This window comes from Pseudomonas brassicacearum, from assembly GCF_003732175.1.
GTDB classification, from domain to species: Bacteria; Pseudomonadota; Gammaproteobacteria; order Pseudomonadales; family Pseudomonadaceae; genus Aquipseudomonas; species Aquipseudomonas brassicacearum_G.
In genome coordinates this window covers 121,648-146,271 of sequence record NZ_MOBI01000017.1, presented here as the reverse complement: position 1 = coordinate 146,271, position 24,624 = coordinate 121,648, and the positions used below count along the sequence as shown (strand labels likewise).

23 protein-coding genes and 1 pseudogene are annotated in these 24,624 nt (G+C 59.9%); 12 read left to right on the top strand and 12 right to left on the bottom strand.

Going from position 1 to position 24,624, the window contains the following annotated elements:
• The first annotated feature begins 5 nt into the window (after positions 1-5).
• The 3 genes from BK658_RS16610 to BK658_RS16600 all read left to right on the top strand — a co-directional run bounded on the left by BK658_RS16610 (position 6) and on the right by BK658_RS16600 (position 2,365).
• A complete protein-coding gene (locus BK658_RS16610; RefSeq protein WP_123583212.1) occupies positions 6-476 on the top strand; it encodes a prepilin peptidase in 471 nt (156 codons plus the stop codon).
• 124 nt (positions 477-600) lie between these two features.
• Positions 601-1,368 (top strand): response regulator transcription factor, encoded by a 768-nt coding sequence (locus BK658_RS16605; protein ID WP_123583293.1) that lies wholly within the window; start codon positions 601-603, stop codon positions 1,366-1,368.
• Positions 1,369-1,975: 607 nt separating this feature from the next.
• The gene (locus BK658_RS16600) at positions 1,976-2,365 is read left to right on the top strand and encodes a DUF6124 family protein (protein WP_123583211.1); all 390 of its coding nucleotides are present in this window, start codon (positions 1,976-1,978) and stop codon (positions 2,363-2,365) included.
• 56 nt (positions 2,366-2,421) lie between these two features.
• On the opposite strand, the gene BK658_RS16595 is transcribed toward BK658_RS16600, so the two are convergent.
• Genes BK658_RS16595 through cpaB form a run of 5 tightly spaced genes read right to left on the bottom strand, consistent with a single transcriptional unit; the run spans position 2,422 to position 7,661 of the window.
• Positions 2,422-3,306 carry a type II secretion system F family protein gene (locus BK658_RS16595; RefSeq protein WP_123583210.1) on the bottom strand — a complete coding sequence of 295 codons (885 nt, stop codon included), beginning with the start codon at positions 3,304-3,306 and terminating at the stop codon, positions 2,422-2,424.
• 1 nt (position 3,307) lies between these two features.
• A complete protein-coding gene (locus BK658_RS16590) occupies positions 3,308-4,192 on the bottom strand; it encodes a type II secretion system F family protein (RefSeq protein WP_123583209.1) in 885 nt (294 codons plus the stop codon).
• Between the two features lie 18 nt (positions 4,193-4,210).
• Complete coding sequence (locus BK658_RS16585) at positions 4,211-5,485, bottom strand: TadA family conjugal transfer-associated ATPase (RefSeq protein ID WP_123583208.1); 1,275 nt, start codon at positions 5,483-5,485, stop codon at positions 4,211-4,213.
• Positions 5,482-6,672 carry a CpaE/TadZ family protein gene (locus tag BK658_RS16580; protein ID WP_123583207.1) on the bottom strand — a complete coding sequence of 397 codons (1,191 nt, stop codon included), beginning with the start codon at positions 6,670-6,672 and terminating at the stop codon, positions 5,482-5,484. The genes BK658_RS16585 and BK658_RS16580 overlap by 4 nt, the downstream gene beginning before the upstream one ends.
• Before the next feature lie 59 nt (positions 6,673-6,731).
• Entirely contained in the window at positions 6,732-7,661 is a 930-nt protein-coding gene (cpaB, locus tag BK658_RS16575) for a Flp pilus assembly protein CpaB (protein ID WP_123583206.1), read from the bottom strand.
• Positions 7,662-7,989: 328 nt separating this feature from the next.
• On the opposite strand from cpaB, the gene BK658_RS16570 reads away from it, so the two are divergent.
• The 4 genes from BK658_RS16570 to BK658_RS16555 all read left to right on the top strand — a co-directional run bounded on the left by BK658_RS16570 (position 7,990) and on the right by BK658_RS16555 (position 11,887).
• A complete protein-coding gene (locus BK658_RS16570) occupies positions 7,990-8,196 on the top strand; it encodes a Flp family type IVb pilin (protein WP_123583205.1) in 207 nt (68 codons plus the stop codon).
• A 110-nt stretch (positions 8,197-8,306) separates the two neighbouring features.
• Entirely contained in the window at positions 8,307-8,720 is a 414-nt protein-coding gene (locus BK658_RS16565; RefSeq protein ID WP_123583204.1) for a response regulator, read from the top strand.
• A gap of 194 nt (positions 8,721-8,914) precedes the next feature.
• Positions 8,915-11,326, top strand: a complete 2,412-nt coding sequence (locus BK658_RS16560) for an autotransporter family protein (protein WP_185019841.1) — start codon at positions 8,915-8,917, stop codon at positions 11,324-11,326.
• Between the two features lie 111 nt (positions 11,327-11,437).
• On the top strand, positions 11,438-11,887 hold the full coding sequence (locus tag BK658_RS16555) for a DMT family transporter (RefSeq protein ID WP_123583203.1): 450 nt from the start codon (positions 11,438-11,440) through the stop codon (positions 11,885-11,887).
• Positions 11,888-11,907: 20 nt separating this feature from the next.
• Here BK658_RS16555 and BK658_RS16550 read toward each other — a convergent pair whose 3' ends face one another.
• The gene (locus tag BK658_RS16550) at positions 11,908-12,762 is read right to left on the bottom strand and encodes a MaoC family dehydratase (RefSeq protein WP_123583202.1); all 855 of its coding nucleotides are present in this window, start codon (positions 12,760-12,762) and stop codon (positions 11,908-11,910) included.
• Positions 12,763-12,764: 2 nt separating this feature from the next.
• Positions 12,765-14,117 (bottom strand): 3-oxoacyl-ACP reductase, encoded by a 1,353-nt coding sequence (locus tag BK658_RS16545; protein WP_123583201.1) that lies wholly within the window; start codon positions 14,115-14,117, stop codon positions 12,765-12,767.
• A 304-nt stretch (positions 14,118-14,421) separates the two neighbouring features.
• Between BK658_RS16545 and BK658_RS16540 the strand changes: the two genes are divergently transcribed.
• Positions 14,422-15,699, top strand: coding sequence for an acetyl-CoA C-acetyltransferase (locus BK658_RS16540; protein ID WP_123583200.1), 1,278 nt, complete (start codon positions 14,422-14,424; stop codon positions 15,697-15,699).
• Here the strand turns inward: BK658_RS16540 and BK658_RS16535 are convergent.
• Positions 15,686-16,714: a bile acid:sodium symporter family protein gene (locus tag BK658_RS16535; protein WP_123583199.1), complete on the bottom strand. Its 1,029-nt coding sequence runs from the start codon at positions 16,712-16,714 to the stop codon at positions 15,686-15,688. The two genes, BK658_RS16540 and BK658_RS16535, sit on opposite strands and share 14 nt — an antisense overlap.
• Before the next feature lie 83 nt (positions 16,715-16,797).
• Between BK658_RS16535 and BK658_RS16530 the strand changes: the two genes are divergently transcribed.
• Positions 16,798-17,589, top strand: coding sequence for an AraC family transcriptional regulator (locus tag BK658_RS16530; RefSeq protein ID WP_123583198.1), 792 nt, complete (start codon positions 16,798-16,800; stop codon positions 17,587-17,589).
• 136 nt (positions 17,590-17,725) lie between these two features.
• Here BK658_RS16530 and BK658_RS16525 read toward each other — a convergent pair.
• A pseudogene (locus BK658_RS16525) lies at positions 17,726-18,004 on the bottom strand (methyl-accepting chemotaxis protein); the annotation flags it as partial.
• Between the two features lie 354 nt (positions 18,005-18,358).
• Between BK658_RS16525 and BK658_RS16520 the strand changes: the two are divergent.
• On the top strand, positions 18,359-19,252 hold the full coding sequence (locus tag BK658_RS16520; protein WP_123427552.1) for a PA4780 family RIO1-like protein kinase: 894 nt from the start codon (positions 18,359-18,361) through the stop codon (positions 19,250-19,252).
• A 55-nt stretch (positions 19,253-19,307) separates the two neighbouring features.
• On the opposite strand, the gene trmA is transcribed toward BK658_RS16520, so the two are convergent.
• Both trmA and BK658_RS16510 read right to left on the bottom strand, forming a co-directional pair.
• Positions 19,308-20,387 carry a tRNA (uridine(54)-C5)-methyltransferase TrmA gene (gene trmA / locus BK658_RS16515; protein ID WP_123583197.1) on the bottom strand — a complete coding sequence of 360 codons (1,080 nt, stop codon included), beginning with the start codon at positions 20,385-20,387 and terminating at the stop codon, positions 19,308-19,310.
• The gene (locus BK658_RS16510; protein WP_123583196.1) at positions 20,384-21,679 is read right to left on the bottom strand and encodes an NCS2 family permease; all 1,296 of its coding nucleotides are present in this window, start codon (positions 21,677-21,679) and stop codon (positions 20,384-20,386) included. The genes trmA and BK658_RS16510 overlap by 4 nt, the downstream gene beginning before the upstream one ends.
• 215 nt (positions 21,680-21,894) lie before the next feature.
• Here BK658_RS16510 and BK658_RS16505 point away from each other — a divergent pair, with 215 nt between their 5' ends.
• Together BK658_RS16505 and BK658_RS16500 are read left to right on the top strand one after the other, a co-directional pair.
• Positions 21,895-22,353, top strand: coding sequence for a DUF4879 domain-containing protein (locus BK658_RS16505; protein WP_123583195.1), 459 nt, complete (start codon positions 21,895-21,897; stop codon positions 22,351-22,353).
• Positions 22,354-22,433: 80 nt separating this feature from the next.
• Positions 22,434-22,985 (top strand): DJ-1 family glyoxalase III, encoded by a 552-nt coding sequence (locus BK658_RS16500; RefSeq protein WP_123583194.1) that lies wholly within the window; start codon positions 22,434-22,436, stop codon positions 22,983-22,985.
• On the opposite strand, the gene BK658_RS16495 is transcribed toward BK658_RS16500, so the two are convergent.
• Positions 22,951-24,234 carry an MFS transporter gene (locus tag BK658_RS16495; protein WP_123583193.1) on the bottom strand — a complete coding sequence of 428 codons (1,284 nt, stop codon included), beginning with the start codon at positions 24,232-24,234 and terminating at the stop codon, positions 22,951-22,953. The two genes, BK658_RS16500 and BK658_RS16495, sit on opposite strands and share 35 nt — an antisense overlap.
• Positions 24,235-24,624: the final 390 nt, after the last annotated feature.

The window sequence follows — 24,624 nt, the reverse complement described above, 5'->3', positions numbered from 1 at the left end:
ACCGGATGCAGAGTTTTGTCCTACTGATCTGGCTGGCGCTTTGCGCGGCACAGGATGTTCAGCAACGGCATATCGCCAACAGCCTGACCTTGGGCGCAGGGGTGTTGGCGTTGATTTATCTGTTGTGGACCGGCACCACCTGGCTGGGCGCGCCCGACGTGCAGGGCGGGTGGGCATTGCTGCTGGCGCTGCTGTTTACCTTGCCTGGTTATGGGGTGGAGCGATTGGGGGCCGGCGATGTGAAGCTGATGGCGACGATCGGACTGGCGACCGACAACCTGCATTTGCTCGGCAGTTTTATCGGCGCTGGAATGTCTGGCCTGGTGTGGCTATTGATTGCTTCAAAGGTCTGGCCGCATATGAGTCAACGGCTTAGGGCCCGACTTCAATACTTCGCTCCCGAGCTGTCAAAAAAACCACCCTTTGCGCCCTTTGTGCTGGTCGGCATGCTGCTGACATTGGCGTGGCTCCGCTAGTCGTGCGGCGCGACTAGTGCTATGTACATAGTAGGAAAGTAGGTCTACTTTCCATTCAGGCCTGTACAGCTCGCCGCTGTCGGTACAGGAAGTGACAGTCTTCGGACAGGGCATGGAGGCGCACGTGAACAAGTCTACCTCTGCGGTAAAAGTGCTGGTGGTCGACGATCAGCCGTTGATCGTGGAAGAGCTTTGCGAGTTTCTTGAAAGCAGCGGTTACCGTTGCGTCCCTTGTGAGTCCAGCCAGCAAGCCATCGAGCGCTTTCGCGAAGACGTCGACATCGGCCTGGTCCTCTGTGATTTGCACATGCCTGGGCTCGACGGTATTCAACTGGTTCAGGAGCTGCAACACATCACCGGCAAGCACCGGGTATTCGAAGCCATCATGCTCACCGGGCGCGCCGACAAACAGGATGTGATCAAGGCCTTGCGCGCCGGGATCGCTGACTACTACCAGAAACCGATTGATCTGGATGAGCTGCTGGAAGGCTTGCAGCGTCAGGAAGTCGCGCTTCAGGAACGGCAAAAAAGTGTGCAGTTGGGGCATTTGAATCAGAAGCTGCAAGACCTTTCCGAATCGATCGATGACCTTTATCAGGACCTTGATAAAGTTCGTCGTGCTCCGCTTGTGTCGTCGGGTGGGGAGGTTGATCGGGAGCAGATTCCGGCGATCTTTGATCAGCTGTCGCCTCGTCAGCTCGATGTTGCGCGGTTGGTGGGCAAGGGGCAGACCAATTATCAGATTGCCTGTGAGTTGGGGATTACCGAGAACACGGTGAAGTTGTATGTGTCGCAGGTGTTGCGGTTGACGCATATGCATAATCGGACGCAGTTGGCGTTGGCTTTGTCGCCGAGTAGTTCTGGGGGGCGGGCGCGCGTGACGGCGCACTGAGTTTGGCTTTGGTTTGTGTACATATCCGTTGCTGCGGTAATGGCTGCTTACGGTTCCGCTTTTACAGCGTGTCACTTTTGGCAAACGCCCCAAAAGTAACCAAAAGGTCTCGCCCCGAGCGTACGGCACCTCGCCTAGGCTCGGCGTTCCCTCGCTCCGGTGTCCATCAGGGGGCATCGCCTCCGGTCTGCTTCGCGACGACCTCCTCTCGATGTGTCCGGCTGCGCCGTACGGCGCTGCGCGCCCACCCCCTGATGAACACCTCCACTCGGCCTCCCGAAGGGGCGGATGGGTCAAGATCAAGATCAACAGCACGGCGGCCTGACAGCCGGCCTGAGTGGTAGGGGTGTGCACGGCTTTAGATCGTTCCCACGCTCTGCGTGGGAATGCCGCCAGGGACGCTCCGCGTTCCGCTTCACGAGCTGACGCAGAGCGTCAGGGGATGCATTCCCACGCGGAGCGTGGGAACGATGGAAATCTCCGACAAGTCTTTCAGGTTGCCGCTCGGAAGCGCCACCTCTAGCCTTCAAGCGTCGCTGCCAATTCAGTGTCCGGGCGTCGCGGCCTGAATAACTTGGTATATCCATTTCATATTCGGAGTACCGACATGACTACATCCATCCCCAATCCCCCTGAACACGACGACGTTTCCCCCTACGACTCCCCCGACTCAAAAAAGCTCCACGACGCTGCCCATCGCGCCCTCGATCATTACCTGAAACCGAGCCTTGTGAAGCTGCGTTTCAGCGATCTGCATTCGGACCGGTTGTTTGCCGTCAACCCGGGTATCGACAATGAAAGCCTGCTGGCGAACGCTTCGGAGGACCTGGCGTCAGTCAAGGCCATGGCCGCTGACCTGGCGTTTGAAATCGAAGGGTCTCGACGCAATGTGGCGTTAGGCATTTGCAGGATGATCGACGGGATCCGGCTGCTGGTGGATCGAGCGCTGGACAACATGGACCCTGAAGATCCGGCGGAGTATGTCGTCAAACCTTGAGTGCTTCCGAAGGGCATCTGATGACATGGGCTACCAGCTGTTTCATCAGATGCCCTTCAAGACCCAAACGCCCGGCCAATAGCAGTGAAACCCGGGCCGGCCAAAACGATCAGCAAGGCTGGAAACAGAAACAGCATCATCACCACGGACATTTTGGCGGACATTTTCGAGATGTATTCCTGTTGGTGTGTCAGGCGCCGGTCGTCGAGCAAATGCTTGAGCGCGAGCAGCGATTTCATGGCGCCGCCGCCCTGATGGATCAGTTGCTGGAGGATCACGCAGGTGTCGGTGAGTTCGTCTACCGCCAGCAGTGTCGCGGTCTTGTGCAGCTCCTGGCCAAGTTCCAGGCCGGAGTCGACCCGAGTCAGGATCAGGCGTAGTTCACTGGTCAGTTCCGGCAGCAGTTGGTGCGCCTCGCTGCTGAGTACACGCAGTGACTGCTCTACGGCCATGCCTGATTCGAAGAGAATTCGCAGTAATGGAATGAACGTCGAGATCTCGATGGCAATGTTTTTTTGCCGACGTTTTACCGCATAGGCCAATAGCCGTTTGGGCAAGAGATAACCCAGCCCGGCGCCCAGTAACGGCGCGAGCCAGTGGTTTTGCGCAGCGGGGTAGAACACCTGTTGAAAGAACACCGCGAGCCCGAGCGCCAGCAGGGGCGTGCCGACCTGGCACGCGGCGAATAAGGAGCGCTCGCTGGATTTGCGCCAACCCAGGCGTGCGAGCAAGGTCTGGGTTTCGCTGTCGATGCTGAGCGAGCGCTGGCCAAACCGGCTGTTGCCGAGTGCCCGCAGCCAGTTGCCGAATGCGTTGTCGTGCGCCACATGCCCTTGCAGGCGTTGGGTGACGTGGCGCGTGCGTCGTCGCTGTTCCAGCAGATGGCCGAGCACCAGCGCTATGGCTCCCAGAAACAGCAAGGCGCTCACCAGTAAAGCCATCTCAGACACTCCGTAACATGCGCCGTAGCGCCAGGCATCCGACGATCTGTAAGCCAACCGCGGCGATCAGCATGTGCTGGCCGGCAGGGTCGTGCCACATGCTCAGCATGTAACCGGGGTTGGTCAGCATGAAGTAACTCGCGATGAGGAGGGGCAAGGCCCCCAGAACCCAGGAGGTCATTCGGGTTTCGCCGGTCATGGCCCGAAGCTGACGGGCGCCTTGCTCGCGTTCGCGAATCAGCTTCATCAGGTTCTCCAGCAGCTCGCTGGCGTTGCCGCCGTAACGGTGATTGACCTTCAATCCGAGGGCAAACATGCGCAGTTCGTCCTGGTCGTAAAACTCGGCAAAATCGTGCACGGCGTCGGGCAGGTTGACCCCCAATTGCACGTTGCGCTGAATTCGCCCCATCGCTCTTTTAAGTGGGTTGGCGCTGGCGTCGATGCCGCCCATCACCGCGTCGGCCAGGGTGCGGCCGGATTTGAGGCTACGTATGGTGTGATCGAGCAGCGCCGGTAACTGCTCGATCATTCGCCTCAGGCGACGTCGATAACGCCAGGAAATGTACACGCGCAGAATCAACGGTTGCAGGACTAACAGTGTCAGCAGTCCCAGCCAGCCTTCGAGCATAAAACCGATCAGACTGATAAACACCCAAAGTCCCAGCCATAGCGGCAGCCGCTCGGTTGGGCGGCCCAGACCGGCGCGCAAAAAGGTCCGCTCAAGGTTGGCCCTCGCGGGGTTTTCGACGATCAGATGCGGTTGCCCCTGAGAGAGGCGACTCAGCACGCGTTCGTTGCTGGTCTTGCGCAGGCCTTGATAGAACAGCCAAATCGACAGTCCCAGCAATATGAGGAACATCAGGCTGAGCAGTATCGGGCCGATCATCGCGCAAGCCTCGTCAAGTCAGTTGAGGGGCAGAGCCAACTCATGGCGCAGCTTGTCGCCAGCGGGGTTGACCGCCTCGCGCAGAAAGCCGAAACCGGTCCGTCGGTCGAAACGAAACAGGGTGTTGGTGACGTAGATGTCCTCGCGGATCCCCACCACTTCCACCACCTCGCTGACGCAGCGTCGGCCATCGGGCAGGCGCGTCAGTTGAATCACCACGTCGAGCGCCGCGCAAATCATCTGTCGTAGCGTGCGCTCGGCGATCTGACGCCCGGTCAGGCCCACCAACGTCTCCAGGCGCAACAGTGCGTCCTGAGCATTGTTGGCATGGACGGTGCTCATCGAGCCGTCGTGACCGGTGTTCATGGCGGTCAGTACGTCGAGCACTTCAACGCCACGGATTTCGCCAAGGATGATTCGATCCGGGCGCATTCGCAGGGCGTTGCGGATCAGGTCACTGGCTTTCACTTCGCCGTGGCCCTCGGCGTTCGGCGGGCGGGTTTCCAGTCGCACGACGTGAGGGTGGCCCAGTTGCAGTTCGGCGACATCTTCGATGGTCACCAGGCGTTCGTGAGGATCGATCAGTTGACTGAGGATGTTCAGCAGCGTGGTTTTACCGGTGCCGGTCCCGCCGCTGATGAGGATGTTGCAGCGTTTGCTGACGGCTTTCTCGATGAAGTCGAAAATCGCCTGGTCAATGGTTTGCATCGCCATCAGGTCGCTGCTTTTAAGCATGTCCTTGCGAAATTTACGAATCGACAGGCACGGCCCGTCCAGTGCGATGGGCGGGATGATCGCATTGACCCGGCTACCGTCCGGCATGCGCGCATCGACCATCGGCGATGACTCGTCCAGACGCCGCCCGAGTGGCGCGAGGATCCGTTGCATGACCCGCTCGACATGATGAGCGTCGATGAATCGCAGGTCGCTTTGGTGCAATACACCGTCACGTTCGACGAACACCCGGTGTGGGCCATTGACCAGGATTTCGGTCACGGTGGGGTCGCGCAGCAGCACTTCCAGTGGACCGAAACCGGTGAGCTCGTCGACGATTTCTTCCGCCAGACGCTCCATTTCGTAGCGCGAAATCGCCAGGTGCAAACGGGCGATGTATTCGGCGACCTTGTCGGTGACGAATTGCGAAAGGAGCGGGCGTGAACCTTCCAGCAGGTTTTTTCCGGTCTCTTCGATGGCATCGATGACATAGCGATGCAGCACCAGCTTCAGGCCCTCGTGGTCGGTGTTGCCGATCGGGCTTTGGGTGTGTGCGCCGAAGAGTTTTTCACCGCTCATTTGTGGCCTCGCAAGCGATTCAGCCAACTGATTTTGGGGGTGGTCAGAGTTTCAGAGTGCTTGGCCAGACGTTCGCCCAGGGTGCGCAAGCTTTGGGTCAGGACCTCGCGGGGGGCCAGGTCGAACAAGGTCACGCCCTGGTTTTTGGCATTGAGCCGAACCTCGGGGCTGTAGGCCAGGACGGCGATGACGTCGAGGCCAAAGGTCTTGCCCAGTGTGTCGGAGTCCGGGGCGCAGTGGCGCAGGTAACGGTCGACCAGCAGTTGTGCGTGCTCAAGCTTCATGCCTTTTTCGCGCCACAGGTTGAGCACCGTCAGGTTGCGTCGGCAGTCGAGTACGCTCTGGTCGGTGTACCACAGTAATTTGTCGCAGTGGCTGACGAAGGTACGCAGGGCTTCGCTGTCAGGTTGGCCGGTGAGGTTCACCACGATGTGTTGGAAGTGTTGTCGCAGGGCGCTGAGCAACATGTAAAGCTCGGCGGCGCTGGTGTGCTCCAGCGGTTCGTCATTGTTGGCGTAGGCGAGAATTCTCAGCCCGGCTTCGGCGCTGGTGAAGGCGCTGTCGATCAGCGTCGCATCGAGGCGCCGAAGATGCCGCAATGCATCACCAAAATGGAACGAACTCTCCAGCCCCAACAGCGCCAGGCTGTCGCCACGGGGCAGTCCGAGGTCGAGCAGCAAGGTGTGCTGGCCACTCTTCTGGATCACCAGAGCCAGGTGTCCGGCGAGCAGGGCACCGTCGGCGTTGCTTTGGGTACCGAAGAGCACCGTCAGGCCACCCATTTGGGTATTGGCGGCGACAGGCGGCAGACGTTTGCTCAGGCGTCGCACCAGGCCCGAAACTTCGCTTGCGCGTGAGCCATAGGCGACAAAATCCCGAGCCCCGGCGCGCATGGCATTGAGCACCAACTGATTGTCCATGCCGTCGCCCAACGCCACGATGGCCAGCATCGGCTTGGCTTCCAGCGCGCCTTCGATCAACGCACTCTGGGCCACCACATGCTCGCGGTCGAGGCCGATGAACACCAGGCTGGCGCAGGTCACGTCCACCAGCGCGAGCAGTTCATCGAGGCTGCCGCCACCGGCGCTGACCACTTGGCCCAAGGGCGCCAGTGCGCCTTGCAACCATTCAAGGTCAGTGCTGTTGCGAGTAATCGCAAGGAACGTCTGGCTCAGGTTCTGGCTCATGGTGAGAGTCCGTTGCGTTTATCGAAGTTGCGTTTTTGAGGCCATGCACCCTTGCTCAATCAAGGGGTTTGTTGGGTGACCTGATTGCCACGTATGACCTCGATGCTGCGCCGCGACACCTCCACTGGACGTGTATGGACGATGGTTTTCGGTGCGCTGCCCTGGGCCAATTGATTGAACTGGAACAACTGGCTGTTGGCGGTGCTCAGGCGGGTGGATGAGTCGCTTTCGCCGGCCCAGTATTTGGCCAGGAGCTGTTCTTCGCTGCTGCGTACGGCCAGGCGCAAGGTGCCAACCTGAGTCGCCAGCATCATTCGGCTGAGCAGTTGTTCGGGCACCGCCAGCACTATGCTGCGGGCCGTGATGCGGCGTTGATCCTGTTTGAGTTTTTCATCGGCACTGGCGGCAGGGGAGGCGGGTTTGCCGTCGTTGGTCAAGCCAAATTGTTCGCCAACGCCGAGTACACGCATGGCCGGAATCACGATCTGCGCCGAGTGCAGCGTGTTGATAGCGTCCTGACGCAGGAACAACAGCACGTCGACGTAGTCACCCGGAATCAGCTGTCCGGCAGCGCCAATCACTTCGTCTACCGCCACGGCCAGCGCGCGCTCATCGCTGTGGATCATTCGTGCCAGCGCGCCACCGGCCTCGAAGCTGTCGTTGCTCAGCCAGGTGCCCGCGCTCAGGCGCCGCCAAGGTGTGCGGCCAACGGCCTGGTCCAGGCTGTTCAAGCTGCCGGCGGGAGCGCTACGCAGTTTTTCCAGGGTCAGGTCAGCGGCGGTGAGGGGGGTAAAAGGCAGGACATCATGCACCAGCACGACGACGGGTTGACGAGTCTGGTCTTCAGCTGACGCAACGGTTTTTGCTACTGCAACGGTGACGGGGTTGGTCGCAACCGGTTGCCGGCTCAGCACCAACCCCCAGTACCCGACAATCACGGCTGCGACTAACAGTAGCCCGGCCAGACCTATGGTGACGCGGCTGTTCATGACGGCTCTCCCTTTCCTGCTGCATCATCGGCTCGTGACGTTCAACGAGATAATTCGCAATCAGGCAGCTATGAACACGCAACTATTTGGCTATTTGAAAGTAGCGCAGCAAAATCAAAACGCCATCATCGGTCAAAAAATAACTCACAACCGTATGACACCCCAGTGACGCCGTCGAATTTCAGACGCCAACATTCCCGTTAATACTTTGTGATTAATCGCTTATTACAGTTGCTGGAGCAGGGTTTGTTGACAATGCTCTGATGGCACATCGGAACCATGTCGCAGTAGCGTTACATCGGCGCCAATGGCGCAAAGGAGTAGTTGTATGGTCCTTGAATATTTGTTGCTCAGAGCCCGCCTGTTCTTTAAGCGGACGGAAGGTGCCTCGGCAATTGAATATGCGCTGATAGTGGCGATGGTGGCCCTTGTTCTGGTGGCTTTCGTGGGGCCGATCGGTGATCAGGTACTGGTTGTCTTCAACACAGTTCTGACGTCTTTGGGCGGTAAGGCAATTTCTAGACCGGCACTATGACGGGCTTGGCGAAACGGTGCAGTTCGTTTTTGCCGCGCAACGACTCAACCGTTAGCGCTACCCATGACACGATACGCGCGGTCCCAAACTTCGCACTCAGGTGACCAGCCATGAACGCCTCTTCACCATCACGGCAACAGTTACTTCTGGTTGACGATGAAGAGGACGCGCTGCTGGAACTTGCGGAACTGCTGGAAGGCGAGGGCTTTTGTTGCTTCACCGCCACCTCGGTTAAATTGGCTCTGGAGCACCTGACCTGCCACCCCGATATCGCTTTGGTCATCACTGATCTGCGCATGCCTGAGGAAAGTGGCATGTCACTGATTCGGCGCCTGCGCGAACACACTTCCCGCCAACACTTACCCGTGATCGTCACCTCGGGTCATGCCGATATGGACGATGTCAGCGACCTGTTGCGTTTGCAGGTTCTGGACTTGTTCCGCAAACCTGTCTATCACGTGCGTCTGCTGGAAACCCTGGACAATCTTTTTCCTGAACCGAGGATTCACAGGGGCAGTCCTTGAGCGTTCGTGTTTTCCCACGATGCAAAAATTGACGTCATGCATTTGGCATTTTTTGATGGTGTCTAAATGATGGCACCTGTATATTGCCCGCGCCTGAACCAGCCCCCGCTGGTTGGCCGGTATGGATGCCTGAAAGAAGCTGGGCGCGCCTGCTGAAAAACGCGTCTTCTATAGGCTTCTGAAGGGAATCTGCATTGAACACCTCTTGCCTGCGCCGCTCGTTGTTGGCGCTTTCCGTGGCTGCTGCCGCGATTCACACCCCTGCCATTGCCGCACCTGTCAATTACGATCTGGGTAAGGGGCCATTGACCGATACCCAGCAGTATTACGATTCCCTCAACCTCATCGGCAGCGTGAACGTAGTTGAAAGCAACCCGCAAACACCCACCACGGCGGCGCACTTCATCGGTGTGACGACCGGGTCTGACCTGAAAAACAAGGGTTCGATCAGCATCGACGGCGCAACCCACGGTACCGGCATCAGTATTGAGCCGGGACGTTGGGGAGGTTCACGTTTCAACTTCAACCTGATCAACGAAGGCTCGATCAAGGTCAGCGGCCTGGCGGATGCTGGCGAGTCTTATGGCATCAAGGATCAAGGCAGCATTGTTACCTACAACTTCCAGAACTCAGGTGATATCGCCGTCAGCGGGATGAATGCGACCGGGGTGGCACTGATCGGTTCCCGCATGGGCAACGGGGTCATCAACGAAGGCACCATCACGGCCAGTGGCACCAATGCGCGGGGGATGTTGCTCCAAGGCACCACACAAGGAATGCCGGTGTACAACGGCCGTACGCTGCAAGCTAAGGGTGCCAATGCCGTGGCGTTGACACTTGATGGTGCTACGTTCAAACCGGACCCAAGTATCAGAACGTACGGCATTTACAACAGCGGCCTGATTTCCGGCGAAAGTCTTGGCATTCATGTCAGCAACCAGCCAACCAAGGGGGCCTTCCTGTCGATCGCTCAATCCTATGGCTTGATCGAGGGCGGCGCCGCGGCCATTCAGGTCGATGACGGAGAAGCATATTTCTACTGGAATGGCGGTAACGTCAAAGGCAACCTGATGGGCCTTTCCGGAGTGAAGATCAATGGTGATGTAAATTTCGACGGTTCGACCATCAAGGCCGGCTACGTCACGGTGGAAAAGGGCGAGCTGACGTTGCAACAGGCCCACACCACGATCATCGGCGAATTCGACATGGAAGAGCCGAGTTCGGTGCTGCATATGTTCATTGGCAACGACACCAACCCCAATCTTCCGGTGCTCAAGGTCACCGGTTTGGCGGACATCGCCCCAGGTGCTCGTCTCGAGTTGAAGGCGCGCTCCGAAGACTTCCGTACGGCTAATGGCGGTACCCGTTACACCCTGATCAGCTCCGGCAAGCTGGAAGGCGGTGAGAACCTGAAAGTGTCGTCGTCCTCGGCGTTGCTGGAAGTCAAAAGCTACGGCGTTGAAGGCAATGACGTGAAGGCGCTGGTCAGCACCAAGAGCGAGGATGTGGTCAAACAGAATGTGCTGAACGCTGGTGGTTCATCCAGCGGTGCCGCGGCGGTCGGGCAAGTGTCGAACGCGGTCATGAGTCAGCTGGGCGATCAGGACCCGGTGTTCAGCGCATTCGCCAATGCCAGCAGCGATGCGCAGTTGGCGAAGCTTTCTGAAAAGCTCGGTCCGGATGTGAGCCGTGGTGTGATCCAGGCGTCCACCAACGGTCAGGCACTGGTCTCGAACGCCATCAACACGCGCTCCAGCAGTGCCCGCAGCGGTTTGTCCTCGGGTGATGTGTTGGCCGAAAAAGGCGTGTGGCTGCAAGCCTTGAGCAGCGATGCCGATCAAGGTTCGCGCAGCGGTGTCGCTGGTTATAGCGCCAACAGTCAGGGTATCGCGGTGGGTGCTGACGGTCAGTTGAATGCTGACACCACGCTGGGTATCGCTTACAGCTACCTGAACAGCAATGTGACGTCCGACGCCGGGAGCAAGACTGACGTCATCGGTAACGCGTTGACGCTGTACGGCAACTGGACTCACGACAACTTCTTCGTCGACACCTCGCTGACCTATGGCTGGAACACCAACGAGTCCAAACGCTACATCGCCGGCACCCGTGCCAAGGGCGATTACGACAGTGATATCTTCGGCGTGAACGCGTTGGCCGGTTACACCTTGCGCTTCAATCAGCAGGTGTTGCTGGAGCCGCAGATCGGTGCGCGCTATGCCAACGTAGCGATCGATGCGTACCGCGAGAAGGGCAGTTCGGCCGCGTTGAGCGTTGGCAGCCAGCGTTATGAAGTGGGTGAGATGGGCCTCGGTGCACGCCTGGCCGCGGCCTTCGATGTGGGTGCCGGTAGCCTTCAACCCGAAGCCAAGGCCATGGCGTGGCACGATTTCATCGGTGATCAGGCCAACGCGACCTCGACCTTTGTGCTCGGCGGTACACCGTTCACCACCAGCGGTGCGAAACCTGCGCGTGACAGTTATGAACTGGGTCTGGGCGCCACCTACCGGATCGGTGCCTGGAGCGTGGGCGGTTCGTATGATTACCTGACCAAAGCCGACTTCAATGCAGACACCTTCACCGCCAAGGTTCGCTACGACTTCTGATTGATTGGCTGTAACCCAAGCGACCCGCCATGAGCGGGTCGTTTTGTTTGTGGCGGTAGCGGATAAGGCGCGGCGTATACTGCGCGCCTCATTCATTCAGTGGAGAACAGCATGCCGGCCCCCGTCTGGTGGTTGCTTTGCCTGCCTTTTGTCGCGGGTGCGTTTTTGCCGCTGCAAGCCGGCATCAATGGCCAGTTGGCCAAACAGGTGTCGAGCGTACTGGCCGCCGCGCTGATTTCTTTTTTTGTAGGCACCGTGGCGTTGTTGCTGCTGGTCCTGATCCAGCGCGAAACCCCGGCATTGGAGACACTCAAAAGCCTGACCTGGTGGCACTGGAGTGGTGGTCTGCTCGGCGCATTTTTTATTACTACGGCCGCTTTCGCCGGACCGCGCATCGGCGCCATGCTGTTCATGGCACTGGTGTTGGCGGGGCAATTGGGGATGGCGATGACCCTGGATCATTTCGGCTGGGCCGGGTTTCGCGAAGCACCCATCAGCGCCGGCAAAATTGCCGGGCTGGTGTTGATTATGGCGGGTGTATTTTTTATCCGGCGCGGCTGATTTATCGCGGCTGAGCCGCCTCAGGCAAGCGGTCGCCAGGTACCGAGCATGTGCTCCAGATCCCCGGCGCCGATCACCTTGAAGTCACCGCTTGAACCGGCAGCGCTGGCCAGCAAGGAGACCTCACTGGGCAAGCGCACCGGCTTCTTGAACTGCACGGCAATCTCGATGTTCGACGTTGGCAGATGCCCGCTCAGGGCCGCGAGGGTGCGCGCCTTGATCCACAAACCGTGGGCGATGGCCCGGGGGAAACCGAAGAGTCTGGCGCTGACAGCGCTCAGGTGAATCGGGTTGTAGTCACCGGAAACCCTGGCGTAGCGCCGGCCAATCTCACTGGGCGCCCACCAGCGGGTGACCTCGTTCATGGTCAGAGCAGAGTCCGTCGACGGCTCGATTGCTAGGCCTGGAAGCTTCACGCCTTTGCAGAGCATCTGGCTTTCGGCTTCCCAGAGTGGCCCGAGTGCGTCGTCAATCGTGGAGATCAACTCAAACACCGCGCCCTTGGCGTGGGGTTGCAGGTTCTGCACCCGCACGCTCACCCGCACCCGAGCCACTGCGCCCAAAGGACGCAGAATGCGGATGCGATTGGTCAGGTGAACCAGCCCCAGCAGCGGAAACGGAAACGTCCTGGCAGTGAGCAATTGCATCTGCAGGGCGAACGCCAGCACATGAGGATAGGTCGGTGGCAACAGACCGTTATCGGTAAACCCGCACACCTTGCGATAGGCTGCCAAGCGCTTGGGGTCGACATTGACCCAGCAACGAAAGCCATCCTCGGGCAGGGTGGTGCCGGTGATCTTGCGCCGCGTCGCCGCTCGCCAATACAACTCGGGTAAGTACGGTGTAGTGCTCTGTGAATGCCAATCTGTTTCCATGTTCAGGCCCCCAATACACTTTGCCCACACACCCGCAGCGCTTGCCCGCTGACCGCGCCGCTGCCGGGTTGGGCAAGCCAGGCCACGGCTTCAGCGACGTCTTGCGGCAAACCGCCTTGCCCCAGCGAACTCATGCGTCGCCCGGCCTCACGCAAGGTAAACGGAATCTGCGCGGTCATTCGGGTTTCGATAAAGCCTGGGGCGACGGCGTTGATGCTTATTCCGCGCGTTGCCAACAGTGGCGCCCAGGCCTGTGCCAGACCGATCAGCCCGGCCTTGCTCGCGGCGTAATTGGCTTGCCCGCGATTGCCGGCGATGCCGCTGATCGACGCCAGCAGAATCACCCGACCGTTATCGTGCAGGGTACTGCTGTCGAGCAGTGCTTTGGTCAACACTTGCGGTGCATTCAGGTTCACTGCGAGCACCGCATCCCAGAATTCCGGCGTCATGTTGGCCAGGGTTTTATCGCGGGTGATGCCTGCGTTATGGACCACAATGTCGATGCCGTTCGGCAATTGCTCGATCAATTGCGCGGCAGCGTCTTCGGCGCAAATATCGAGGGTGATGCTGTGGCCGCCGAGGCGGGCGGCGAGGGCATCGAGATCGGTCTTGGCCGGTGGTACGTCGAGCAGCACCACCTGCGCACCGTCGCGGGCCAGGGTTTCGGCGATCGATGCGCCGATCCCGCGAGCCGCGCCCGTGACCAGCGCCGTGCGCCCCGCCAACGGGCGAGTCCAGTCCTGGACCTGAGAGTCGCAAGCGTTCAGCCGCACAACCTGTCCCGAGACATAAGCGCTCTTTGGCGAGAGGAAAAACCGCAGCGCCCCTTCGAGTTGGCCTTCAGCCCCGGCCCCGACATACAGCAACTGCAAGGTGCCGCCACTGCGCAGTTCCTTGGCCAGCGAGCGACTGAAGCCTTCGAGTGCACGTTGGGCACTGGCGGCGAACGGGTCACTCAAGGTTTCCGGTGCGCGCCCGAAAATCACCAGATGGGCGCTGTGCTCGAGATTTTTCATCAGCGGCTGAAAGAACTCGCGCAGCTGCTTGAGTTGCCCGGTCTGCATCAGGTCACTGGCGTCGAACACCACAGCCTTGAGCTTGGGACCGTGGCCTGGAATCCACGCTTGGGCCAGCAAGGGTTCGGGGCCGTAGCCGTAAATCTGCTCGGTGAGTTTGTTGGCAAACGCGCTGACGTTCTGTGACAACGGGCCGCCACCGATCAACAGCGCGCCTTCGACGGGCCGTAGGCGACCGGCCTCCCAGCGTTCCAGACGAACCGGCGACGGCAGGCCAAGGGCCCCGACCAGGCGGTGACCGAGGGCCGAATTGGCGAAGTCGATATAGCGGTCAGACATGGAAGGCTCTCCGGCAGTGGGGGTTCAAGGTGTGGACCATGAATCGCGATCAGTCGTTCGATCCACGAGATAAGGCCTACGCTTGATCACAGCAGATTAGTTTGAATCCGGGTTTTTTGTTGGTTGGCAGGGCATTTAGGTGAATGCGTAACCGGTATGGGAATGCAGTACCTGTGGGAGTGAGCCTGCTCGCGATGAGGCCGGCACATCCCAATTTTTTTGTTGGCTGATACACCGCAATCGCGAGCAGGCTCGCTCCCACAGGACCGTGTTTGCACATTTGAAATTTCAGAAGGGGCTTTTCATGACTCAGTTGCGCCGCGTTGCGATCATCGGCGGTAATCGCATTCCTTTCGCTCGTTCCAATGGGCAGTATGCCACCGCCAGCAACCAGTCAATGCTGACAGCGGCGCTCGAAGGCTTGATCGAACGCTACAACCTGCATGGCCTGCGCATGGGCGAAGTGGTAGCGGGGGCGGTGCTCAAGCTTTCCCGGGACCTCAATTTGACCCGTGAATGTGTGCTCGGCTCGCGACTGTCACCGACCACCCCGGCCTATGACATTCAGCAGGCCTGCGGCACCGGGCTGGAAGCGGCGTTGTTGGTGGCGAACAAGATTGCCCTGGGGCAGATCGACTGCGGTATTGCCGGTGGTGTCGACACCACGTCCGATGCGCCGATCAGTGTCAGCGACGGCTTGCGCAAGATTCTGCTGCAAGCCAATCGTGCCAAGAGCACCGGCGACAAGCTCAAGACTTTCCTGCAATTGCGTCCCCGGCATTTGATCCCCGAGTTTCCGCGTAACGGCGAGCCGCGTACGGGGCTATCGATGGGGCAGCATTGCGAGTTGATGACGCAGACTTGGAACATTCCCCGTGCCGAGCAGGATCAGCTGGCGCTGGAAAGCCACCAGAAAATGGCCGCGGCCTACGCCGAAGGCTGGCAGAACGATCTGATGACCCCATTCCTCGGCCTGACCCGCGACAACAACCTGCGCCCGGACGTGACGCTGGAAAAACTCGCCTCGTTGAAACCGGCTTTCGAAAAGAGCGACAAAGGCACGCTCACTGCCGGCAACTCGACACCGCTGACCGATGGTGCGTCGCTGGTGCTGCTTGGCAGTGAGGAATGGGCGAAAGAGCGTGGCCTGCCGATCCTCGCCTATCTGCGCGACGGTGAAGCGGCAGCGGTGGATTTCGTCAATGGTGCCGAAGGATTGCTGATGGCACCGGTCTACGCGGTGCCGCGTTTGCTGGCACGCAATGGCCTGGTCTTGCAGGACTTCGACTACTACGAAATCCACGAGGCCTTCGCCGCGCAAGTGCTCTGCACCTTGAAGGCCTGGGAAGACCCGGACTACTGCAAAACCCGGCTTGGCCTCGATGCACCGCTAGGTTCGATCGACCGCAGCCGACTCAACGTCAAAGGCAGTTCACTGGCGGCCGGGCATCCGTTTGCCGCGACCGGTGGGCGAATCGTCGCCAACCTTGCCAAGCTGCTCGACGCCGCTGGGAAGGGGCGCGGATTGATCTCGATCTGCGCCGCTGGCGGCCAGGGAGTGACCGCCATTATTGAGCGCTGAGAACAGCAGTGTTTTGTTGTTTGGCCAATACCCGATTGCGGTTGGCATAACGCTCGGCCATCACCGAGCAGACGATCAACTGCAGCGGGTGATAGATCATGATCGGCAACAGGATCAGACCGAGCCCCGGATTGGCACCGAAGATCAGAGCGGCCATCGGTGCACCGGCGGCCAGGGATTTTTTGCTGGCGCAGAACACTGCGGCGATCTCATCGGCGGGGCTGAACTTCAGGGCGCGGGCGGTGCGGGTGGTCATCCACAGAATGATCGCCAGCAGCACGGCACTGCCGACCAATGCGCTGAGAATCACCGTGTTGCCCTGTTGCTGCCACATCCCGGAAACCATCGAGTTGCAGAACGCCGCGTAGACCAGCAGCAGGATCACCAGTTTGTCGACGATGTTGGTGTAGCGCTTGTGGCGACTGAAAAACTTGCCGAATACCGGCCGCAGCAACTGACCCAGTACCAGTGGCAGCAGCAACATGGCGCAGAGATCGAGCAGGGTTGAACCCAGGTCGATACCGCCAGCACCGCTGCCCACCACCAGGCTCACCAGCAACGGCGTGAGGAAAATCCCCAGCACGCTGGACAGGCTGGCATTGAGAATCGCTGCCGGCACGTTGCCACCGGCGCTGCCGGTCAAGGCCACGGAAGAGGAAATGGTCGAGGGCAGGGCACACAGGTAGAGGAACCCGAGCATCAGCAGCGACGGAATGTGTGAGCCCAGCAGCTTGTCGCTTATCAGCCAGATCAGCGGGAACACCAGAAAGGTGAAGCCCTGGACCATCAAGTGCAGGCGCCAGTTTTTCAAGCCGTGGCGAATCTGCTCGCTCGACAGGTTGACCCCGTGCAGGAAGAACACCAGGAACACCCCAATATTGATCACCCACTCGGCATGCATCGCGCCCCCCGTCGCACCGAAGCGCGGGAAGATGTAGGACAGCAGTGTGGCGATCAGCATCCCGCACAGGAACCAGTCGGTGACCACGCGTTTGAGGTGTTTGAAGACATGCATAACGGGCACCGAAGGCATTGTAAGAATGGATGGCCTAGCCTAAGGTCAAGACTTCCGCCCGTCTTGCGACATAAGGTCAATCAATGCCGGCTAACGGACAAGTTTCCCTTGAACGGACCATCCCGACCCTGACGGCGTTGCCGCGCCCGCTATATGCCCGTGCGGAAAGCCTCAGCGCCGGTTCCTGGACGCCACCTCATCGCCACGATTGGGAGCAGTTTTCCTACGCCATCAGTGGCGTGCTCGGCGTGCACACCGCCGAGGGCAGTTTCTTTGCGCCGCCGCAGTGGGGCATCTGGATTCCGGCTGATCTGGAGCACCAGGTGGTGACCTCGATGCGCGCCGAAATGCGCAGCCTGTATGTGCGGCGCGAGGCGTGTGCCTGGGCGGACGAGCGCTGCCGGGTGCTGGAAGTCACGCCGCTGGCACGTGAGCTGATCAAGAGCTTCTGCCAACTGCCGGTGGACTACCCAGAGGGTGACAGCCGTGAAGCACGCCTGGTCGAGGTGCTGCTGGATCAGCTGGCGAGCCTGCCGGAAGTCGGGTTCTCTCTGCCGTTGCCACGTCACCCGCGTTTGCTTGGGCTGTGCAATGAACTGATCGAAAGCCCTGAGCAGAGCGTGACGCTGCCTGTATGGGCCGAGCGATTAGGGACGTCGGAGAAAACCCTGATGCGCTTGTTCCAGCGTGAAACCGGGTTGAGTTTCCGCAGCTGGCGCCAGCGCATGCGGCTGTTGTCGTCATTGAGCCTGCTGGAAGACGGCAACAGCGTAACCACGGCGGCGCTGTCGAGCGGTTATGACTCGACCTCGGCGTTTATTGCCGCGTTCAAAAGCCTGTTCGGGTTTACCCCGGGAGAGCTCTTTAGACACTGATCGTTCCCACGCTCTGCGTGGGAATGCCTCAATGGACGCTCCTCGTCCGCTTCGGGAGGGACGCGGAGCGTCCCAGGCTGCATTCCCACGCAGAGCGTGGGAACGATCGGGTCAAGCGGCCACCCTGATTTTATGATCAGGTGCGGAACCGCCGAACCAACCCGTCCAGCTCATTCGACAACCCCGCCAGACTCTGGGGGTCGAGCCGTGCCGAGTTGGCCAGTTCGGCCACCAACTGCGCATCACCATGGATCTGGCTGATGTGGCGGTTGATGTCTTCGGCGACCTGATGCTGTTCTTCGGCGGCCGTAGCGATCCGGGTGTTCATGTCGCGGATCACGTCCACCGATTCGCAGATCTGCCCAAAACTGTTGCGCGCTTCGCCGATCCGGCTGACCGACTGTTGCCAGATTTTTTTTCTTATTAAGCCCACGCAGTACTGACGACTCGCGGATTGTCGGACAAATCCCGTTCTCTTTGATGACTTCGGCCGTCGGGGGCGGAAATTGAGGACTATTGGTAAAAATCCTACAAAGAGTGGCTTGGCTGATCTCAGACTCTGTCGCAAATGCCTGCTGATCCAGTCGCCTACGTGCAGCTCACTCTCGGCTATGATCTTCGTCGCTCAGCAGGATTTGCCTGACTAATCTGGCACATTGGGTGCATCTGCAACGTTCATAGGTCGGCAACCCCTCCCCGACGGGAGAGGATTGCCGTATAACGAGTGACATTCGCGTGTTTGGTAATAAAGGACCCACAATAAAAGCTGATGAAGACTCCAAAACGCATTGAACCGCTGATCGAGGACGGTCTGGTTGACGAGGTGCTGCGCCCACTCATGAGTGGTAAAGAAGCAGCTGTTTATGTGGTGCGCTGCGGCAACGAGTTACGTTGCGCCAAGGTTTACAAGGAGGCGAATAAACGAAGTTTTCGTCAGGCGGCCGAGTATCAGGAAGGCCGCAAGGTCCGTAACAGCCGTCAGGCTCGCGCCATGGCCAAGGGCTCCAAGTTCGGTCGTAAAGAAACCGAAGACGCCTGGCAGAACGCCGAGGTTGCGGCATTGTTCCGTTTGGCCAGTGCCGGGGTGCGAGTCCCCAAGCCGTTCGACTTCCTGGAAGGCGTGCTGCTGATGGAGCTGGTGGCGGACGAGTACGGCGATGCCGCGCCGCGTCTCAACGACGTGGTGCTGGAAGCGGATCAGGCGCGTGAATACCACGCCTTCCTGATTTCACAGATTGTGCTGATGTTGTGTACCGGTCTGGTGCACGGTGACCTGTCCGAGTTCAACGTACTGCTGACGCCGGACGGTCCGGTGATCATCGACTTGCCCCAGGCAGTCGATGCTGCTGGCAACAACCACGCGTTCAGCATGCTGGAGCGCGACGTGGGCAACATGGCCTCGTACTTCGGGCGCTTTGCGCCGGAGTTGAAGCGGACCAAGTACGCCAAGGAAATGTGGGCCCTGTATGAAGCCGGCACCCTGCACCCGGCCAGCGTGCTGACCGGTGAGTTCGACGAGCCGGAAGAGCTGGCGGACGTAGGCGGCATCATGCGTGAGATCGAGGCCGCGCGCCTTGACGAGGAGCGTCGGCAAGCGGTTCGCGCCGCAGACGACGCCCCACCGAGCAAAACCGAAGAACCGCCTCCACCGTGGATGCAGTGATCGGTTGAATAAAAAATCCGGCTTCGGCCGGATTTTTTGTATTGAGCGAATGCAATCAACGCCGGGTCAGCAAGACCCCGGATTCCATGTGGTGCGTCCACGGGAACTGATCGAACATCGCGCAGCGGGTGATGCGGTGGGTGTCGTGCAATTGGGCGATGTTGGCCGCCAGTGTTTCCGGATTGCACGAAATGTACAGAATGTTCTCGAAGCGTCGGGTCAGCTCGCACGTGTCTGGATCCATGCCGGCGCGCGGCGGGTCGACGAACACGCTACCGAACTCGTAGCTTTTGAGATCAATGCCGTGCAAACGGCGGAACGGGCGAACTTCATTCAGCGCTTCGGTCAGCTCTTCGGCAGACAGACGCACCAGGGTGACGTTATCCACAGCGTTTTCACTGAGGTTGCTCAGCGCCGCATTCACCGAGGTCTTGCTGATTTCGGTGGCCAGCACTTTGCGCACGCGGGTCGCCAGCGGCAGGGTGAAGTTGCCGTTACCGCAATACAACTCCAGCAAGTCGTCGGAGCGATCGCCCAGAGCGTCGTAAGCCCAGTTGAGCATCTTCTGGTTCACCGTGCCGTTGGGCTGGGTGAATGCGCCTTCCGGTTGGCGATAGCTGAAGGTACGACCGCCGACTTCAAGTTTCTCGACCACATAATCATGGCCGATCACTTCGCGCTTGCCCTTGGAGCGACCGATCACGCTGACATTGAGGTCCGCGGCCAGTTTCGACGCCGCCGCGTGCCAGTGCTCGTCCAGCGGGCGGTGATAACACAAGGTAATCATCGCATCGCCGGCCAGGGTGGTCAGGAACTCCACCTGAAACAGCTTGTGGCTCAGGGCGGCGCTGGCTTTCCAGGCGGCCTTGAGCTGCGGCATCAATTGATTGATGCGCCTGCTTGCGATCGGGAACTCTTCGATCAGGATCGGCGTGCGTTTGTCTTCCTGGGAGAACATCGCGTAATGACGCTCGCCGGCTTCGCGCCACAGGCGGAATTCTGCGCGCAGGCGAAAGTTCGCCAGCGGCGAGTCGAACACTGCAGGTTCTGGTGCATCGAACGGCGCCAGCAGGTCACGCAAGCGCGTGGCCTTTTCTTCGAGCTGAGCCGTGTAAGCCTGGGAATCGAAAGTCATGCGTTGAACCAACCCAACTTGATCACGAACAGAATCGACAGAACCACCAGCGCCGAGTTCAGTTCACGGCCACGACCGGACAGCAACTTGATCGCGGTCCAGGAAATGAACCCGAACGCGATACCGTTGGCAATGGAGTAAGTGAACGGCATGGCCAGCGCGGTAACGACCACGGGCGCGGCAACGGTGATGTCGTCCCAGTCTATTTCCGCCAGGCCCGAGGTCATCAGTACGGCGACGAACAGCAAGGCAGGTGCGGTGGCGAAGGCCGGTATGCTGGCGGCCAATGGTGCGAAGAACAACGCCAGCAGGAACAGAACGGCCACTACAACGGCTGTCAGGCCGGTACGGCCGCCGGCACTGACGCCCGCCGCCGACTCGATGTAACTGGTGGTGGTCGAGGTGCCCAGCAGGGAACCGGCCATGGCCGCGGTGCTGTCGGCGATCAGCGCACGACCCATTTTCGGCATGTGGCCGTCCTTGCCCATCAGGCCGGCGCGCTTGGCGACGCCGATCAGGGTGCCGGAGTTATCGAACAGGTCGACGAACAGGAAAGCAAAAATCACGCTGACCAGACCGATGTTCAGCGCGCCCTTGATGTCCAGTTGCAGGAAGGTCGGCGCCAGCGAAGGTGGCATCGCCATCACGCCACCGAACGGTGTGAAGCCCAGGGCGATGGAAACGATGGTCACGGCCAGGATGCCGATCAACACGGCACCGCGCACTTTCAGGGCTTCGAGGGCGACGATCAGCGCAAAGCCGAGGGTCGCGAGGATCGGTGCCGGTTGTTTCAGGTCGCCGAGGCCAACCATGGTCGCCGGGTTGCTGACCACGATGCCGGCGTTATGCAGGGCGATCAGCGCCAGGAACAGACCGATGCCGGCAGCAATCGCCGAGCGCAACGCCAGCGGGATACTGTTGATGATCCACTCGCGGATGCGAAAGATCGACAACAGGAAAAACATCACCGCCGAGATGAACACCGCCCCCAGCGCCACTTGCCAGGTATGGCCCATGTGCAGGACAACCGTGTAGGTGAAGAAGGCGTTCAGGCCCATGCCCGGCGCCAGCGCGATCGGGTAGTTGGCGATCAGGCCCATCACCGTCGAGCCAATGGCCGCTGCCAGGCACGTCGCGACAAACACCGCGCCCTTGTCCATGCCGGTCTCGCCGAGGATGCTCGGGTTGACGAACAGAATGTAGGCCATGGCCAAAAAGGTCGTGATACCGGCAAGAATTTCGGTACGCACGTTGGTGTTGTGTGCCTTGAGTTGAAACAGCCTTTCCAGCATGTCTGCTCCCCGTGGCGCGCCCGGCGCCGTGAATGTATCGACTTCAACAGCAAAGCACAGGTCGTGCCAGGCGCCTGAGTGCTTTCTGTCGGTCGGAAAAAGCCGCGCATCATACCAGCAGCGTGCGGCTATGGCTGCCTAATGGCGTTGATCGTCGGCGATGTTTTACAGTTTGAGGGAGTGGGGCATACTGCGCGCTGGTTTTGGGAGTGGATATGACTTCTATAAAGAACAGGACGATTCTGGCTTTTGGCCTGTCTGGCGCCATGTTGCTCGGCGCGCACACCGCACTGGCAGCGTCCGCACCGCCGCTGAGCGAAGTCAAGGTCCTCAAGGTCCAGTCGACCTCCTGCGGCATTGAAAATATTGCGCCAGGGCAGGAGAAGACGAAGTGCGATCACTCAGGCCCCAGCATCAAGATCTACGTGCTGGAGATCGGCTACGGCCGCCTGCCGAGTGCAACACTGGACGGCTTTGACGTCGATGGCGTGCGGGCGCCTGTCTGCGCCTACGGCAACGGCAATCTGACGGAATGCTCCGGCGTGGCCAGCAAAATCGTCGGCAACCTCTACACCTTTGATCTGGCGGGTAAGCAGGAAGGCACGTTCACCTTCAGCAATACCTCGATCAATGCTCCGGGCAACAGGCTGTCGACGCAGCTGTACATCAAGTAACTTTCATTGGGTAACCGCACGCTCGAACATCTGTCAGCAAAGCTGACTACGCTTTAAGGATCACCCTGTGGACGCAGACCATGACCTTTAGAGCCCTGATTACCCTTGCCGAAGGTATCGACGACCTGCAAGCCGTGACACTGATCGACGTGTTGCGCCGTGCGAAAGTCGAAGTGGTGGTAGCGAGCATCGAATCACGGCGCATGCTCACCTGCGCCCGTGGCACCCGTCTGACGGCCGACGCGATGCTGGTCGATGTACTGGCGCAACCGTTCGATCTGGTCGTTTTGCCGGGTGGCGTCGTCGGCGCGCAGCGTTTGGCGGCTCATCAACCCTTGCAGCAGCTGGTCCAAGATCAATCCGCCGCCGGACGCGTGTTTGCCGGTATCGCCGAGTCGCCGGCGCTGGCGCTGCAAGCCTTTGGTGTATTGCGTCAGCGGCGCATGACCTGCCTGCCCGCGGCCAGTCATCAACTGCTCGGCTGCACATTCGTCGATCAACCCGTGGTCATCGACGGCAACTGCATCACCGCTCAAGGTTCGAGTGCTGCCCTGGCGTTTGCGCTGGTGCTGGTTGAACGGCTGTGTGGCAAGGCCGTCAGGGCAGCGGTGGCGGGGGAGTTGCTGGTGTAGCGGACACCACTGAGGCTTTCACCTCATCCACCGGCACATGCATGCGGTCGCGTTGGGCCAGGGTCGGGAACAGTTTGATCCACGTCCCGGTGACCAGCAGCGTACCGATTCCGCCCATGACCACTGCTGGTACAGTGCCGAACCAGTGGGCGGTGAGTCCGGATTCGAACTCGCCCAACTGGTTCGAGGCACCGATGAACAAACCGTTCACCGCGCTGACCCGGCCGCGCATTTCGTCCGGGGTTTCCAGTTGCACGAAGGACGCGCGGATCACCATGCTGATCATGTCGGCGGCGCCGAGCACCACCAGCACCGCCAGCGAGAACCAGAACGAGGTCGACAGACCGAAGGCGATCGTCGCGACGCCGAACACCCCGACGGCGGTGAACATGATGCGTCCGACGTTACGCTCCACGGCAAACCGCGCCAGCCATAACGACATCAACAAGGCCCCGACTGCTGGCGCCGAGCGCAGCAGCCCCAGCCCCCAGGGACCGGTCAGCAGAATGTCCTTGGCAAATACCGGCAGCAGCGCCGTGGCGCCTCCGAGCAATACCGCGAACAAATCCAGGGAGATCGCGCCAAGAATGTCCGGGCGGCTGCGAATGAAGCGAATCCCGGCAAGCAACGAATCCAGGGTTGCCTTGCCTTTGTTCAGCGGGGTTTGCCGTGCGGGCAGGTTGAGCATCAGGGTGCAGGCGATGAGGTACAGAATCACCGTCGGGCCATACACCCAGACGCTGCCGAAGGCATACAGCAAACCGCCCAGTGCTGGCGCGACGATGGTGGCCGATTGCTGAGCCGACTGGGACGCCGCCACAGCCCGCGGAAACAGTGCATTGGGGACGATGGTCGGTAGCAGCGCCTGAGTGGTCGGCATTTCGAATGAGCGGGCACCGCCGAGCAGGAAGGCCAGGATGAAGATCATTTCGCGGGTGACGTGGTCAGTGGCGCTGCCAATGGCCAGGGCCAGGGCGATTATCGCCTGCAAGGACTGGCAGATGGCCGCGACCTTGCGCCGGTCATAGCGGTCTGCCACATGCCCGGTGTGGAGCATGAACAACACCCGTGGCGCGAACTCCACGAGCCCGACCAGGCCCAGGTCCAGCACGTTGCCGGTGAGTTGATAGAGGTTCCAGCCGATAGCCACCGTCAGCATCTGGAAGCCGCTGGCGGTGAACACTCGTGCCAGCCAGAACGCAATGAACGGGCGGTGATGGCGCAACAACAGCGGGGCTTGGGTCGGCATCGGCAGGCAGGTCTGAGCGAGGAAAACCCGAGATTATCACCAAGTTGTAACCTGAAGTTGCGTGCGCTGGGAATTTAGTTAGCTAGACACCTATCCCGGAGCCCGCGTCGTACCTTCGCCACAGCGAATACCGCAGCCCTGAACAGAACGGTGAGGCAACCTGTCACGCGGCAAAAGACCACACAGTCGGGCGGCGAAAATGGGACTACTCTTTCATCGTTACTTGATCCAGATCAAAACCCTTGGTGGATTTGCTCTGGCGGCCAGATGGCCAGACTCCCTGCGTTGCGATGGTTGTAAAAAACAACGAATTTGAATTCGCCACACTCCATAACCGTGGGGGCGGTGGGTGCAGGCTCCCAGCCAGCAGCCGTATTACCAGACAGAGGA

Excerpts from the sequence above, each read along its gene's own strand:
- BK658_RS16580 (WP_123583207.1), bottom strand. The coding sequence starts at position 6,672 with ATGAGCCAGAACCTGAGCCAGACGTTCCTTGCGATTACTCGCAACAGC.
- BK658_RS16565 (WP_123583204.1), top strand. The coding sequence starts at position 8,307 with ATGAACGCCTCTTCACCATCACGGCAACAGTTACTTCTGGTTGACGAT.
- BK658_RS16600 (WP_123583211.1), top strand. The coding sequence starts at position 1,976 with ATGACTACATCCATCCCCAATCCCCCTGAACACGACGACGTTTCCCCC.
- BK658_RS16550 (WP_123583202.1), bottom strand. The coding sequence starts at position 12,762 with ATGGAAACAGATTGGCATTCACAGAGCACTACACCGTACTTACCCGAG.
- BK658_RS16520 (WP_123427552.1), top strand. The coding sequence starts at position 18,359 with ATGAAGACTCCAAAACGCATTGAACCGCTGATCGAGGACGGTCTGGTT.
- BK658_RS16610 (WP_123583212.1), top strand. The coding sequence starts at position 6 with ATGCAGAGTTTTGTCCTACTGATCTGGCTGGCGCTTTGCGCGGCACAG.
- BK658_RS16570 (WP_123583205.1), top strand. The coding sequence starts at position 7,990 with ATGGTCCTTGAATATTTGTTGCTCAGAGCCCGCCTGTTCTTTAAGCGG.
- cpaB (WP_123583206.1), bottom strand. The coding sequence starts at position 7,661 with ATGAACAGCCGCGTCACCATAGGTCTGGCCGGGCTACTGTTAGTCGCA.
- trmA (WP_123583197.1), bottom strand. The coding sequence starts at position 20,387 with ATGACTTTCGATTCCCAGGCTTACACGGCTCAGCTCGAAGAAAAGGCC.
- BK658_RS16540 (WP_123583200.1), top strand. The coding sequence starts at position 14,422 with ATGACTCAGTTGCGCCGCGTTGCGATCATCGGCGGTAATCGCATTCCT.
- BK658_RS16510 (WP_123583196.1), bottom strand. The coding sequence starts at position 21,679 with ATGCTGGAAAGGCTGTTTCAACTCAAGGCACACAACACCAACGTGCGT.
- BK658_RS16505 (WP_123583195.1), top strand. The coding sequence starts at position 21,895 with ATGACTTCTATAAAGAACAGGACGATTCTGGCTTTTGGCCTGTCTGGC.
- BK658_RS16555 (WP_123583203.1), top strand. The coding sequence starts at position 11,438 with ATGCCGGCCCCCGTCTGGTGGTTGCTTTGCCTGCCTTTTGTCGCGGGT.
- BK658_RS16595 (WP_123583210.1), bottom strand. The coding sequence starts at position 3,306 with ATGGCTTTACTGGTGAGCGCCTTGCTGTTTCTGGGAGCCATAGCGCTG.
- BK658_RS16585 (WP_123583208.1), bottom strand. The coding sequence starts at position 5,485 with ATGAGCGGTGAAAAACTCTTCGGCGCACACACCCAAAGCCCGATCGGC.
- BK658_RS16545 (WP_123583201.1), bottom strand. The coding sequence starts at position 14,117 with ATGTCTGACCGCTATATCGACTTCGCCAATTCGGCCCTCGGTCACCGC.
- BK658_RS16530 (WP_123583198.1), top strand. The coding sequence starts at position 16,798 with ATGCCGGCTAACGGACAAGTTTCCCTTGAACGGACCATCCCGACCCTG.
- BK658_RS16500 (WP_123583194.1), top strand. The coding sequence starts at position 22,434 with ATGACCTTTAGAGCCCTGATTACCCTTGCCGAAGGTATCGACGACCTG.
- BK658_RS16590 (WP_123583209.1), bottom strand. The coding sequence starts at position 4,192 with ATGATCGGCCCGATACTGCTCAGCCTGATGTTCCTCATATTGCTGGGA.
- BK658_RS16495 (WP_123583193.1), bottom strand. The coding sequence starts at position 24,234 with ATGCCGACCCAAGCCCCGCTGTTGTTGCGCCATCACCGCCCGTTCATT.
- BK658_RS16535 (WP_123583199.1), bottom strand. The coding sequence starts at position 16,714 with ATGCATGTCTTCAAACACCTCAAACGCGTGGTCACCGACTGGTTCCTG.